The 14,330-nt window shown below is 33.3% G+C and carries 13 protein-coding genes and 5 tRNA genes; 3 read left to right on the forward strand and 15 right to left on the reverse strand.

Going from position 1 to position 14,330, the window contains the following annotated elements:
- Positions 1-15: 15 nt before the first annotated feature.
- The 13 genes from BN1075_RS11810 to BN1075_RS11870 all read right to left on the reverse strand — a co-directional run bounded on the left by BN1075_RS11810 (position 16) and on the right by BN1075_RS11870 (position 8,655).
- Positions 16-90 (reverse strand) — tRNA-Cys (locus tag BN1075_RS11810).
- 3 nt (positions 91-93) lie between these two features.
- Positions 94-168: transfer RNA gene (locus tag BN1075_RS11815), tRNA-Gly, on the reverse strand.
- 18 nt (positions 169-186) lie between these two features.
- Positions 187-262, reverse strand: a tRNA-Phe gene (locus tag BN1075_RS11820).
- 21 nt (positions 263-283) lie between these two features.
- Positions 284-360: transfer RNA gene (locus BN1075_RS11825), tRNA-Asp, on the reverse strand.
- A 5-nt stretch (positions 361-365) separates the two neighbouring features.
- Positions 366-441, reverse strand: a tRNA-Val gene (locus BN1075_RS11830).
- Between the two features lie 131 nt (positions 442-572).
- Positions 573-1,460 carry an Hsp33 family molecular chaperone HslO gene (hslO, locus tag BN1075_RS11835; RefSeq protein WP_040193348.1) on the reverse strand — a complete coding sequence of 296 codons (888 nt, stop codon included), beginning with the start codon at positions 1,458-1,460 and terminating at the stop codon, positions 573-575.
- Entirely contained in the window at positions 1,460-2,212 is a 753-nt protein-coding gene (locus tag BN1075_RS11840; RefSeq protein WP_040193349.1) for a class I SAM-dependent DNA methyltransferase, read from the reverse strand. Before BN1075_RS11840 ends, hslO begins: the two co-directional genes overlap by 1 nt.
- Before the next feature lie 101 nt (positions 2,213-2,313).
- Positions 2,314-2,583: a small, acid-soluble spore protein, alpha/beta type gene (locus BN1075_RS11845; protein WP_040193350.1), complete on the reverse strand. Its 270-nt coding sequence runs from the start codon at positions 2,581-2,583 to the stop codon at positions 2,314-2,316.
- A 325-nt stretch (positions 2,584-2,908) separates the two neighbouring features.
- Positions 2,909-4,594, reverse strand: coding sequence for a peptide ABC transporter substrate-binding protein (locus BN1075_RS11850; protein ID WP_040193351.1), 1,686 nt, complete (start codon positions 4,592-4,594; stop codon positions 2,909-2,911).
- 192 nt (positions 4,595-4,786) lie between these two features.
- A complete protein-coding gene (locus BN1075_RS11855) occupies positions 4,787-5,755 on the reverse strand; it encodes an ABC transporter ATP-binding protein (protein ID WP_040193352.1) in 969 nt (322 codons plus the stop codon).
- Position 5,756: 1 nt separating this feature from the next.
- Positions 5,757-6,779, reverse strand: a complete 1,023-nt coding sequence (locus tag BN1075_RS11860) for an ABC transporter ATP-binding protein (protein WP_040193353.1) — start codon at positions 6,777-6,779, stop codon at positions 5,757-5,759.
- Positions 6,780-6,790: 11 nt separating this feature from the next.
- Positions 6,791-7,711, reverse strand: coding sequence for an ABC transporter permease (locus BN1075_RS11865; protein WP_040193354.1), 921 nt, complete (start codon positions 7,709-7,711; stop codon positions 6,791-6,793).
- Between the two features lie 14 nt (positions 7,712-7,725).
- The gene (locus tag BN1075_RS11870) at positions 7,726-8,655 is read right to left on the reverse strand and encodes an ABC transporter permease (protein ID WP_040193355.1); all 930 of its coding nucleotides are present in this window, start codon (positions 8,653-8,655) and stop codon (positions 7,726-7,728) included.
- 868 nt (positions 8,656-9,523) lie between these two features.
- Between BN1075_RS11870 and BN1075_RS11875 the strand changes: the two genes are divergently transcribed.
- From BN1075_RS11875 to dapB, 3 genes are read left to right on the forward strand one after another with little or no spacing between them, the layout of a single operon-like run.
- Positions 9,524-10,513 carry an aspartate-semialdehyde dehydrogenase gene (locus tag BN1075_RS11875; protein ID WP_040193356.1) on the forward strand — a complete coding sequence of 330 codons (990 nt, stop codon included), beginning with the start codon at positions 9,524-9,526 and terminating at the stop codon, positions 10,511-10,513.
- A gap of 22 nt (positions 10,514-10,535) precedes the next feature.
- Positions 10,536-11,414 carry a 4-hydroxy-tetrahydrodipicolinate synthase gene (gene dapA, locus BN1075_RS11880; RefSeq protein ID WP_040193357.1) on the forward strand — a complete coding sequence of 293 codons (879 nt, stop codon included), beginning with the start codon at positions 10,536-10,538 and terminating at the stop codon, positions 11,412-11,414.
- 12 nt (positions 11,415-11,426) lie between these two features.
- Entirely contained in the window at positions 11,427-12,191 is a 765-nt protein-coding gene (dapB, locus tag BN1075_RS11885) for a 4-hydroxy-tetrahydrodipicolinate reductase (RefSeq protein ID WP_040193358.1), read from the forward strand.
- 255 nt (positions 12,192-12,446) lie between these two features.
- On the opposite strand, the gene BN1075_RS11890 is transcribed toward dapB, so the two are convergent.
- Together BN1075_RS11890 and BN1075_RS11895 are read right to left on the reverse strand one after the other, a co-directional pair.
- Positions 12,447-13,586: a pyridoxal phosphate-dependent aminotransferase gene (locus BN1075_RS11890; protein WP_040193359.1), complete on the reverse strand. Its 1,140-nt coding sequence runs from the start codon at positions 13,584-13,586 to the stop codon at positions 12,447-12,449.
- A 31-nt stretch (positions 13,587-13,617) separates the two neighbouring features.
- On the reverse strand, positions 13,618-14,157 hold the full coding sequence (locus BN1075_RS11895; protein WP_040193360.1) for a cob(I)yrinic acid a,c-diamide adenosyltransferase: 540 nt from the start codon (positions 14,155-14,157) through the stop codon (positions 13,618-13,620).
- Positions 14,158-14,330: the final 173 nt, after the last annotated feature.

Below are 14,330 nucleotides of genomic sequence, written 5' to 3' on the forward strand. Positions count from 1 at the left end.
TTACTTACTTTTTTTTGGAGGCGCCACCCAGATTTGAACTGGGGAATAAAGGCTTTGCAGGCCTCTGCCTTACCACTTGGCTATGGCGCCACTTGGAGCGGAAGACGAGATTCGAACTCGCGACGTTCACCTTGGCAAGGTGACGCTCTACCACTGAGCCACTCCCGCTTATTATTTTAAGTTTAATGGTGGCTCGAGCAGGAATCGAACCAGCGACACGAGGATTTTCAGTCCTCTGCTCTACCGACTGAGCTATCGAGCCATACACAAAATTAAAACTTATTGGCGACCCAGAAGGGACTCGAACCCTCGACCTCCGGCGTGACAGGCCGGCACTCTAACCAACTGAGCCACTGGGCCATAAATGGTGGTCGCAACAGGGATCGAACCTGTGACCCCCTGCTTGTAAGGCAGGTGCTCTCCCAGCTGAGCTATGCGACCATTATTTTAATTTGTGCTTCCCATTATTTAAAATAATCTTTGTTAGTTGTTTTCACTAACTCCTAACAAAGATTATTATATTAAAATATAACTATATTGTCAACATTGTTTTTTTAATTTTTATTTAATTTCTACTTTCTATCAATTTCATCCATTAAACCTTTAATATCTTCTGGAGTAAATTCATATCCTTTATTACAGAAGTGGCATAATATTTCTTCATTTTTTCCATCTTCATATATTTCTTGAAGGTCTTTTTTACCAACACTCATAAGAACTCTTTCAACTCTATCTCTTGAACAATCACACTTAAACTCTGGAACTAGTGAATCATAAATTTTCAAATCCATATCTTCAAATACATACTCTAGTATTTCTTCTATAGACATTTCCTTCTCAATCATAGATGTAACTGAAGGAATTTCTTGTAATCTATATGTTATTATATCTGCTATAAATTCAGATGCTCCTGGCATCATTTGAATTATAAATCCACCTGAAGCTTTTATTGATAAATCCGTATCAACAAGAACACCTAAAGCAACAGCTGATGGTGTCTGCTCTGAAACTGTGAAGTAATAAGCTAAATCATCACCAATCTCACCTGTATATATTGGAACTTGACCTACATATGGATCCTTAAGTCCCATGTCTTTTATAACCTTTAAATCTCCACTTTTTCCTATAGCTCCACCTACATCTAATTTACCCTTTGAATTTAAAGGAAGCTCCACTTTAGGATTTCCTATATATCCTTTAACCTTTCCATCTGCATGAGCTGTTACTATAACGCCCTTAGCTTCTCCTCCACCATTAATCTGTAAAGTTAAGCTATCGGTTTCATTTTTTAACATTGCTCCCATAAGTATACCACCAGTAAGCATTCTACCTAAAGCTGCAGATGCCGTAGGACTACACTCATGAGTTTTAGTTGCTTCTCCAACTAGTTCTGTAGTTATCGCAGCAATAACTCTTATTTGTCCATCCTTAGCCGTTCCTCTAATTAATTTATCTGCCATTACACTCCATCCTTTCTCAGCACATAAGTTATTCTTTCTGTTTCTTTATCTATCGCTTCGTCTCCATAGCAATTAAGCTTTTTCTCCATTTTAAAGCCTGCTGCCTTAAAGCATTGTTCGATAAAAGCTTCGCTATAGGCTCTTTCTCTGTGCTCTTCATCAAATCTATAATACACTTGTCCTTTTTTAACAAAAAAGGTTAAGTACATATTTACTATATCTTCTTCATCGTCGTATTCATTTTCCCATATGTATACTACATCTTCATTATCAAAATTGAAGGAATTATTTCCTAATATATGTTTAATTTTAAACTCAGTATTTATATCAAAAATAAATACACCTTCATCTTTTAAATGATGATGAACTGAAGCAAAATATTGCTTTAATTCATCTCTATCAAGAATATAATTTGTAGAATCCAATCCACAGGTTATTAAATCAAACTTTTTCTTCAAGTTAAAACTGCATATATTCTGACACACAACCTTAGCTTTAATTCCTTCTTCCTTCAGCTTTTCATCCGCAATAGACAGCATCTGTTCTGATAAATCTAAAGCAGTAGTAAAAATGAATTTTTTACCTATACATGCTGTAAAATTTCCAGTACCACAAGCCAAATCTAAATAGTCTCTTTTTACAACTTTATATTCATCACATATTTCGATTATTTTTTCTGCCCATAACTTATAATCTATATCTTCATTAATTAGTTCATCATATATCTCTGCAAAATCATTATAACAATCCATAGGTCACCAACTTTACTTCATAATACCTATCCATTTTACATTACTTTCGTTATTTTGTCTAAGAGTTATTACAAAACTTTCTATAAAAAAAGATTTCATTCTTAAAAAAAACCACCAGTATTTTGATCTGGATCTGGCTGATTATCATCCGCTGTATGCATGCCTTTTTTTCTTTTCGTCATTATTCCGCCAATACGACCTGTTTCTTCTGCTGTAAGACTGCTCCATCCAAGAGCATTCACCTTGTCAACAAGCCCTAATTCTTGTACTATATCATACTTCATCTTTTCCCTTAAAGCTTCCTCAGGGGTCAATTCTTTATTAGCCTTTAGTTTTGATTTAATAACTTTTTTCAATGGTGTTTTTCCCATAAAATATCACCTCTACCAAACTAAATATAATTTTAAAGTTGAACTCCACCCCTTTGATTTGGTTAAGCCGAAGTTAAACCTCATTTAAAATCTATAATCTTAATAATGGAGCTTATTCTTTCAGCAGTCCACCAAATCTATACAAAGTTGAGTTTACTTATACTACCTATATTTTCTACTGTAGAGCTTTTTTTATTCAGTTTTATATAAAATAAGAGAAAACACATCTCATTTTTTATATTTTATATTTACCTTTACATCCCTAAATTCCAATAATCACAATGAAAAAGGCAGATTCAAGTTGAATCTGCCTTTTATTTAAAAATTATTTTCTTCCAGAAGTATAAGTGTATTTTAAATCAGCTGTTCCGAATAATGGAGAAGCGTAGTTTTTAACAAACTTCTTAATGTAAGTGTTTTTAACTCTCCAAGCCTCTGGACTGATTACACCATCTTCATATATTAATATTCTTTCAGCTTCAGCGAATATTTTAGCTCTTTCAGCTTGATCTGTAGTTTGAGCAGCTTTATCAATTAACTTATCAAACTCTGGGTTTGACCAGCCTGTAGCAACGATTCCTGCACCTGTCTTAAATAAATCAAGGTAAGTGTTAGGGTCATTATAGTCTCCAGTCCATCCCATTGCTGCTATTTGGAAGTCACCACTCTTAGTTCTATCTGAGAATATTGGCCACTCAACATAGTCAACATCTACTTTTATTCCTAAAGTATTTTGATATACTTCTTGTTGGAATTCAGCCCAAACTCTAGCATTAGCATCTGTTCCTGATTGTAAATATTCTACAGTTATTGTTGATGGATCTTCTCCAAGTCCTAACTCCTTCATACCTTCGATAAGAAGTGCTTTTGGATCTTTGTTTTCATCCATTAAATCTTGTACTGGTAAAGTATCAACTGTTTCTCTGAAGTCTTCTCCACCTATTTGTACTGTTGGTGGAACAAATCCTAGAGCAGGATCTCCAAGTCCTTTTCTTAATGTTTCAATTTTATTTACTCTGTCTTCAGCAATTATGAATGCTTTTCTTACTTTAGCATTACTAAAGAATTCATTCTCTTGGTTGAAGAAAGTGTATGTAGTTGATGCATCATATCCTTTTAAAACATCAAACTCACCAGTAGCATCAAAAGTCTTAATCCACTCTGGCTCATCAACTGCTCCCATATCAACGGCACCGCTATCTAATTCATTCATTCTAGCAGTTTTTTCTTTAATTATTTTCATTGTTACTTTTTCAAGATTAACTTTGTCAGCATCCCAGTAGTTTTCGTTTTTCTCTAAAACTACTTGGCTGTTATGAGTCCATTCAGTCATAACGAAAGGACCTGTGAATAACATTGTGTCATATTCACTACCATATTTATCACCATGTTTTTCAATTATATCTTCTCTTTGTGGCTGCATAACTTTGAAGTAAGTTAAGTCTAAGAAGAATGGTGTTGGAGATTCAAGTGTAAACTCTACAGTTTTCTCATCTATAGCTTTAACACCTAACTCTTCTGCTGTAGCTTTACCAGCGTTGAATGCTGCAGCATTTTTTATAGGATATAATAAGAATGCATAGTTTGAAGCTGTGTCTGGTAAAAGAGTTCTTGTAATACCATAAACGAAGTGCTCAGCAGTAATAGCTTCTCCATCACTCCATTTTGCATCTCTTAATTTGAATGTCCAAGTTAATCCATCTTCTGATGTTTCCCAAGACTCTGCTATACCTGGCTCGATTTTATCCTTACCATTCTCATCTTGAGTAATTCTAGTTAATGCCTCTTGAGTGTTAGCTAAGATTTGTGAAGAATAACTATCACTTGACTTAGATTGGTCGATAGTCTTAGGCTCTGCACCAAGAAGCATGTTTAAATATTGTTCTTTATCCTTTTCTCCTTCAGCTGAACCGCTCTCGCCTGAGCCTTTATCACTACCACATCCAACTAAAGCTACAGATGCAACCATAGTTAAAGTTAGTAACGATGCTAAAAACTTTTTGCTTTTCATAATTTTTCCCCCTTATATTCTTTATTTATTACACTTAAATAAACATATTGAAAGTCATTTAAGTATATTAACGGTTATTTATTTTCTACGCATAGATTCAGCATAATTAATTTAACTGCAATGAATCTAATTGCAAATTAAGCATAAGCTTCTTCAAACTTAAAACCTTTTTATTTTTTACACTTGTCTAACCTAAACTATATGACAAGCTACAAAATGATTCGGCTCAACTTCTTTTAGTACTGGTGTTTCTGTTTTACAAACATCCTTTGCATATCTGCATCTTGTAGCAAATCTGCATCCTGGCTTTGGATTGATAGGACTTGGAACCTCACCCTCTAATTGTATTCTTTCTCCACGTCCTGTAGCATCAGGATCTGGTATTGGAATAGCAGATAAAAGAGCTTGTGTATATGGATGTAGTGGTTTTGCATATAACTCTTCGCTACTAGCTAACTCCACCATTGTTCCAAGATACATAACTCCAACTCTATCAGAAATATGTTTAACCATTGATAAGTCGTGAGCAATAAATAGATATGTTAACCCTAACTCATTTTGAAGCTTTATTAATAAGTTAACAACCTGTGCTTGTATAGATACATCTAGAGCTGAAATAGGTTCATCACACACTATAAACTCTGGATCTATAGCTAAAGCTCTTGCTATACCTATTCTCTGTCTTTGTCCACCTGAAAACTCATGTGGGAATCTTGAAGCATGCTCTTTATTTAATCCAACTAAATTAAGTAATTCATATATTTTTTCCTGCCTTGCATCACCCTTCAAAGTACCATGAATGTCAATTCCTTCTGCAACTATATCTCCAACTGTCATTCTTGGGTTTAATGATGCATATGGATCTTGAAGTATGATTTGGGCTTTTCTTGAGAATGCTCTTTTTTGCTTTTTACTATACTTGCTTATATCCTCACCTTGGAATAGAATTTCTCCACCGGTAGCATCATAAAGTCCCATAACAGTTCTTCCGCAAGTAGTCTTACCACAACCTGATTCTCCAACTAATCCTAAAGTTTCACCTTTATAAATATTAAAGCTAACATCGTCTACAGCCTTTAGGGTAGCTTTAGGTCCAACTTGGAAGTATTTTTTTAGGTTTTTCACTTCTATTAAAACTTCTTTATTTTTATCCTTAGCCATCTTATTCACCCTTTCTTAATACTTCAGGAACTTCAACCTTCGGTGCCATTTGGTGTTTTAACCAACAAGCTACTGAATGTTCTCCATCCACAATAGTAATTTCAGGCATCTCTTCTAAACAAATACCCATACAATATTCACATCTAGCAGCAAATGGACATCCAACTGGAGGCTTTACTAGATCTGGAGGTGTTCCATTTAGGGAATATAATACATCCTTATTCTTTGTTTCTAGTCTTGGAACAGATTGAAGTAGCGCCCATGTATATGGGTGTTGAGGATTGTTAAATATCTCTTTAACAGCTCCTCTTTCTACAACCTGGCCTGCATACATTACTTGAACTCTGTCCGCTGTGTCCGCAACAACCCCTAAGTCGTGAGTGATAAGAATCACCGCTGTACCCAATTTTTCTTGAAGATCTCTAATTAAATCCATTATCTGTGCTTGTATTGTAACATCAAGAGCTGTTGTTGGTTCGTCCGCTATAAGTATCTTAGGGTTACATGCCAAAGCTATAGCTATCATAGCTCTTTGTCTCATACCACCTGAAAACTCATGTGGATATTGATTTACCCTTTTATCTGCATTTGGAATATTAACAAGTTCAAGCATTTTTATAGCTTCAGCCATAGCTTCATTTTTATTCATGCCTCTATGTATTCTTAAGCTTTCTGCTATTTGTTTTCCAACTGTCATTGTAGGATTTAAAGAGGTCATCGGATCTTGGAATATCATAGATATCTCTGAACCTCTGATTTCTCTTAATTCCTTCTCATTCATTTTTAATATATCTTTTCCATTAAAGAGAATTTCTGACCCTTCCTTCATTTCTGCTGGTCTTGGCTCTGGCAATAATCTCATTATTGCTTTAGATGTAACTGTTTTTCCACATCCTGATTCTCCAACTATAGCTAAAGTTTCACCTTTCTTTAAATGAAAGTCCACACCTCTAACCGCTTTTACTTCGCCTGCATAGGTATGAAATGAAACCTGTAAATTTTTCACTTCTAAAATCTTTTCCATATTTACCCCTCCTATTGACGTAATTTCGGATCTAGTGCGTCTCTTAAACCATCACCCAACAGTTGGAATGAAAGCATGGTTATAGATATTGCTAAGGCAGGGAAAATTAATTGATACGGATAGAACCTCATTTGTTGTTGTCCCATCTGTGCAAGTGCTCCCCAGCTTGTCATTGGTGACTTAACTCCAAGTCCTAAGAAGCTTAAGAATGCCTCACTAAACATGTATCCTGGAATGGCAAAAGTAATTGCAACTATCATAATTCCTAATGTATTTGGTATTAAGTGTTTTGCTATAATTCTTGATGAATTTGCTCCTAGTGCTTTTGCAGCAAGAACATATTCCTGTTCCTTAATTTGTAAAATCTGACCTCTAACTAATCTTGCCATACCTGTCCAGCCTGTAATTGCCATTGCTAAGATAAGTGGGAATATTCCACCTTTATCAAATACAACTCTGATTAGGATTACTAAAACAAGGTAAGGTATACTAGCTAATATCTCAACTATTCTCATCATAATATCATCAATGATTCCACCATTGTATCCAGCAACTCCGCCGTATATTACTCCGATAACAGTATCACATATCGCTCCAATAATTCCGATGGAGATAGAAATTCTTCCACCAACCCATACTCTTGAAAACAAATCTCTACCTACAACGTCTGTTCCAAACCAAAATGTTGAGTTTGGTGCTAAGTTTTCCATTCCTTTATTCATAGACTGATACTGAAAGTTAGCAATCATAGGCCCAACAATACTCATGATTATCATAAGCACTAAAGCTATTAAAGAAATAATAGCCACTTTATTTTTTCTAAGTCTTCTCCAAGCATCTTGCCAATAAGTCAAGCTTGGTCTAAGTATGCCTTCAGAATCTAAATTATTACATCCAATTATCTGAAACTTATCACTTGAATAATTTGCCATTTGTATCCCCCCTACTAACGTTCTCTTGCTGCTCTTATTCTTGGGTCAACTAGTCCGTAAATTATATCAACTAAGAATAATGCTACAATGAATAATGCTGATATGAATATAGATTGTCCCATTATCATGTTATAATCTCTACTTGTAATTGCCTCTACGAAATATTGACCTAGTCCTGGTATACCGTAGATACTCTCTATAACGAAAGAACCAGTGAATATTCCAGCAACCTGTGGTCCTATAAGTGTTATTGCCGGTAAAATAGCATTTCTAATTACATGATTGAATACTAAGCTTAGTTTAGAAACACCTTTCGCTTTAGCTGTTAATATGTAATCTTGTCCAATAACATCTAGACAGTTAGTTCTCATATATCTTGCATAAGTAGCAATTGAACCAAAGCTTAGTGCAATAGTAGGAAGTATTGTATGTCTAACCTCTCCCCATCCTGTGGTTGGAAAAACTCTAAACTTAACTGTTAATAACCATTGCAGTAAGGATGCCACTACGAAACTTGGAACTGCAATTCCAATTATCGCAATAAACATTACTAAATAATCTGGCCATTTTCCTCTATTAAAGGCTGCTATGATTCCAAGTATAATTCCAATTGATACCCCAACTAATAACGCTTGTCCGCCTATTCTAGCCGAAATCGGAGCACTTTTCACAATTGTTCCTGTAACACTTCTTCCTGGATAGTTAAGAGATTCACCAAGATCTCCTTGCACTGCATTTTTAATAAAATATCCATATTGAGTAATCAAAGGTTTATCTAACCCATACTTTGCATAATAGTTAGCTTTGATTTGCTCTGGAAGTTCTCTGCCTACGGTCCCTAACGGATCTCCTGGCATTGTATGAATAAGGAAAAACGTTATGGATGCAGCTATAAACAAAGTCATAAGCATGTATCCAAATCTTTTAAGTGTAAATTTTAACATCATCATCCCTCCATTAAATATAAATATGCAATAATCCCCATTATTGCATTCTCCCATTATTAACCTTTTTTCTACCTTGCATAGATATTAACAAAAGTAATATTTCAATTTGAAATACACTTTTATTTAGATGATAAGTTATATTAGCTAATAGTTTTCTCTCTTGTTGTCATTTCAATTAACTGCCTTAACATCCTTTTAAATAAACATAAAATTCCAATTGTGATTATGGCTCCCCAAAGCCACTCCGTTTTACACCTCCATATCCACCTAGAATACATCCTACTTTTATATAAATTTTTAAATTTACATACTTCATATGTTTGAACTTTATAAACTATTTAAAATAACCACTAACTTTAGCTCTCCATTTTAAATATTTTGAAAATTCAACAAACAGGCATAAACTTTTTAACTTATTGTAAGATTTACTCTATTTATTAGTCAAAGCATAGTCTCAGCGTATAGTTGTATTGTTTTTATCGCTAAGAAACGATATCGAAATATGAAATTGCAATTTTTTTAAAATTCATTTTTTATAATATTATCACGTGTAATTTAAGTTGTCAAACTATTTTAATATTACTAATTAATCAAAACATCTAAAAACACTTTAAAAATCTGTATTTTCTTATCCCTTCTTGTCATGTCAATGATAAGCCAATAAGATGATGCGACATTTTTCAACAGAAATGTTTTACACCTTTATTATTTTTTTACAAAAATGCACATTAAAATTTATATATATTATGTTATCGTTTACTTAATGTGAACAATTAAAAAACTTTATATTTTTATTAAATTTATACAATATTATTTAGGTACGTTATATAATAATAGTATATATAACATAAATGAGGTGATTTTTTTGAAATATAACGTTGCTATAGTTGGCGCTACCGGTATGGTAGGAAGAGAATTCTTAAATATCTTAGCTGAAAGAAACTTTCCTATTGAAAACTTATATCTTTTCTCATCATTCCGTTCAGCTGGCAGCACTATAACTTTTAATAATAAAGAAATAGTTGTTGAAGAACTTAAACCAGAAAATATATCTAACAAAAAAATAAATATCGCTCTTTTCTCAGCAGGTGGAGACATAAGCTTAAAATTTGCACCAATCTTCGCTGACCATGGTGCAGTAGTAATTGATAACAGCAGTGCATGGAGAATGGATCCTGCTGTGCCTTTAGTAGTTCCTGAAGTAAACAGCGAAGATATTAAGTGGAACAAGGGAATAATAGCAAACCCTAACTGCTCCACAATTCAAGCCGTTATTGCTTTAAAACCACTAGCTGATAAATACGGCCTTAAACGAATAGTTTACTCAACTTACCAAGCTGTATCTGGTGCAGGTGTGCAAGGATATAACGATTTAAAAGATGGGGTTAATGATATAGCTCCAAAGAAATTCCAATATCCTATAGCTTTTAATGTAATACCACAAATTGATGTATTCTTAGAAAATGGATATACAAAAGAAGAAATGAAAATGATAAATGAAACTCATAAAATTCTCCATAATGAAGATGTTAAAGTTACAGCTACCACAGTAAGAGTTCCTGTTTTTCACGGACATAGTGAAAGTATTAACGTGGAACTTAAAACTACTTTCGATATTAAAGATATTTTCCAATTATTTAATAACTTCAAAGGTATAACTGTAATGGATGACATAAATACAAACACTTATCCAATGCCTTTAGACATTGCAGGCCGTGATGATGTTTACATTGGAAGGATAAGAAGAGATTTCAGTCTAGATAACGGTCTTAACCTATGGGTTGTGGCTGATAATATCAGAAAAGGTGCAGCTTTAAATGCAGTCCAAATTGCTGAAGAATTGATTAAGTTATAATTATAAATAAAGAGGTGTATGTATGAGTATATTTAAAGGGTCCGGTGTTGCAATAGTAACTCCATTTAATGAGGCTGGCGTAGATTTTTCAAAGCTAAAAGAATTACTTGAATGGCATATCGAAAATAAAACTGACGCAATCATAATTTGCGGTACAACCGGTGAAGCATCAACAATGACTGAAAATGAAAAAAAAGAAACTATTAAATTCACTGTTGATACAGTTAATAAAAGAATACCTGTAATAGCTGGAACAGGAAGCAATAATACAATGGCATCTGTTGAAATGAGTAAATACGCTGAATCTGTAGGTGTAGATGGCTTACTAATCATAAATCCATACTACAATAAAACTTCTGCTAAAGGCCTTATTGCACACTTCAAGAAAATAGCAGAAGCTGTTACTACTCCTATAGTGGTGTATAATGTACCATCTAGAACAGGTATGAATATCACACCTAATGCTCTATTAGAATTAAGTAAACTTGAAAATATAGTTGCAGTGAAAGAGGCTAGTGGCAACATAAGTCAAATTGCTGAAATTAAATACCTATGTGGAGACAATCTGGATATATATTCAGGAAACGACAATGAAATTCTTCCAACCCTTGCAATAGGTGGTCTTGGCGTAATTTCCGTAATTGCTAATATAGTTCCAAAAGATGTTCATAATATCTGTGAACTTTTCTTCAATGGAGAAATCAAAGCATCTCAAGATTTATTCTTAAAAACAATACCTCTTACTAATGCTTGTTTCTGCGAAACAAATCCAATACCAATAAAGACCGCAATGAATCTTTTAGGACATAATGTTGGAAGTTTAAGATTACCATTAGTAGACATGGCTGATAACACTTTAGAACTTCTTAAAAATTCCTTAAAAGACTACGGCTTACTATAAAGGAGACTAGATATGATAAAAATTTTATTAGTTGGATGTAATGGAAAAATGGGTACTATGATTTCTACAGTTGCCCAGAACTCTACAACACTAACAATCGCAGCTGGCTTTGACAGCAAAACTGAAGGAAACTTTAACTATCCTGTTTATGATTCACTTACAAACGTAAAAGAGAATGTGGATGTAGTTTTAGACTTTTCAAGACCAGCAACTTTAGACAGCATATGTGAATTTGTTTTAAACAGAAAAATCCCTGTAGTTTTCTGTACTACTGGTTATTCTGCTGAACAACTAAACAAAATCCAAGGATTATCTGCTGAAGTTCCTGTATTCCACTCAGCTAATATGTCTATAGGAATAAACATAGTAAACAACATTCTTAAGACAATCAGCAATACCCTATATAAGGATTTTGATATCGAAATAATTGAGAAGCACCACAACCAAAAGGTTGATGCTCCTAGTGGAACTGCTCTTCTTCTAGCTAACACAATAAAAGATTCTATTGAAGCTGAAACTGAATTTAACTATGGAAGAGAAGGCATCGCAAAAAGAGAGCATAAAGAAATTGGAATCCATGCTATTCGCGGTGGAAATATAATTGGAGACCACGAAGTGATTTTTGCCGGCAAAGGTGAAGTTATAGAAATTAAGCATTCTGCAATCTCTAGAGAAGTTTTTGCAGTTGGAGCTCTTAAAGCTTGCGAATATGTTTATGATAAAACACCTGGAATGTATTCAATGGACAATGTAGTTAACGATACTATAAAGTTCTAATAGACTGTATCATATTCTAATTAAGAATGCCCGAATGTAGAATTTAGAATTAAGGAGGAAATCCAGTTTTGCTGGATTTCTTTTATTCAAAAAAGTAAGAAGAACTCTTTACGGAGTTCTTCTTACTTCTTATTTCTTATTTCTTATTTCTTATTTATATTGATAATTATTTATCATTGACTAAAGAAATTTATTAATTATCACTCACTATAAATTAATAAATTTATAATTAAAAAAATCAACCTAAATTATAAATTATAAATTATAAAGAAACTCTTCCATAAGGTTTAAAGCTTCCTTCAATTTCTCCCTATCATAACAATAAGAAATACGAACATATCCTTCTCCACCAGGTCCAAAAGCTGTTCCAGGAACTACTGCGACTTTTGTTTCATTAAGAAGCTTTTCACAAAACTCTTCACTAGTCATTCCTGTTCTCTTAATTGATGGAAATATGTAAAATGCGCCTTCTGGTTTTTTCGCTTCAAGCCCCATAGCTAAAAGCCTGCTGTAAACATAATCTCTTCTCTCTTTTAAGTCCTTTTGTATATGCTCTATATGATACATAGAATTTTTCAGGCCACCTAAAGCTCCATATTGACCTATAGATGGTGCACAGGATACATTGTATTGATGAACCTTAACTATATTTTGAAGCAACCATTTTTCAGCACACACATAGCCAACTCTAATCCCCGTCATAGAGAACATTTTTGAAAATCCACCGATAAGAATTAATCTATCCTTTAAATCCTCATACTTTGAAATAGTATGATATTCTTCAAAAACTATTGAACTATACATCTCATCACTGATAATTAACAACTCTTCATCCATCAATGCATTGTGAAGTTCTTCACATTCTTTTTTTGTTAATACTCTTCCCGTTGGGTTAGAAGGATAGGATATCACTATAGCCTTAGGCTTGTGCTTCTTAATACTTTCTCTTAAGCTCTCAAAATCAATTGATAAATCATCCTTTAAACTATAATTGATTACATCTCCCCCTACAACCTTCACACAGCTTTCATAGGCTGGATATGCAATAGAAGGAATCAGAACTTTATCTCCGGGATTTAACACCGCTGTAAAGGTATCCAACAATCCTTCACTTCCACCTACAGTTAAACATATTTCTTCTGGTAAAAATTTTATATCCATGTTACTTAAATAATTACTTATTTCTTTTCTTAATTCAAAAATACCTTCATTGGAAGTATATGTAGTTTTATCCTCATCTATTGCCTGCTTCATTGCAGCTTTAACTTCTTTAGGAATCTTAAAATCAGGTTCCCCCAAGGTTAAAGAAATAGAATTTTCTACTTTCACAACCTTATTATAAAACTTTCTAATTCCTGATATTTCTATATCCTCAACTTTTCTTGATAAATTCATAGTTATACCTTCTATTCCCCTTACACTAGCCTTAAAACTCTATTCCTCTACGTGCTGGTACACCTTCTTCAAAATAGTGCTTTAAATCCTTCATTTCTGTAACTAAATTAGCTCTTTCCATAATTTTCTCTGGAACATCTCTTCCTGTCATTACAATTTCAACATCATCTGGCTTTAAGTCTAACAATTGTAGTAATTGTTCTTCTGTTATTAATTTATTTGTTAATGTTCCCATTATTTCATCCATAATAAGAATATCACAGCTTTTTTCCTTTAACTGCTTTAAACAAAATTCATAAGCAACCTGTATATCCTTTTTTAATTCTACCTTTTCTTCATCATTAAGATTCCAAAAGAAATCTCTTGGTCTTTCAAATCGATGAATAGTAAAATATGGCGCCATTAACTTTGCTGATTGAAGTTCTCCGGTTGCGTCACTCTTTAAAAACTGAACCATACAAACTCTATACTTATTTCCTGCTGCCCTTGTAGCTAATCCAACCGCAGCAGTAGTTTTACCTTTTCCATTCCCAGTATATATTTGAATATAACCTTTTGTTAAATTTCCCATGACTCCGCCTCCGATTTTGTAATTTTGAAATTTTTTAACTTTATTATATCATTTGTAAATAAATTATTCCAATATGCATATCTTTTATGATATAACTATATTAGTAAATCAAGTACATTAAATATTATATTCAGATTTTATCTTATTTATTAATTATTATGTAGTATTATAGG

Source organism: Clostridium culturomicium, assembly GCF_000821305.1.
GTDB classification, from domain to species: domain Bacteria; phylum Bacillota; class Clostridia; order Clostridiales; family Clostridiaceae; genus Clostridium_J; species Clostridium_J culturomicium.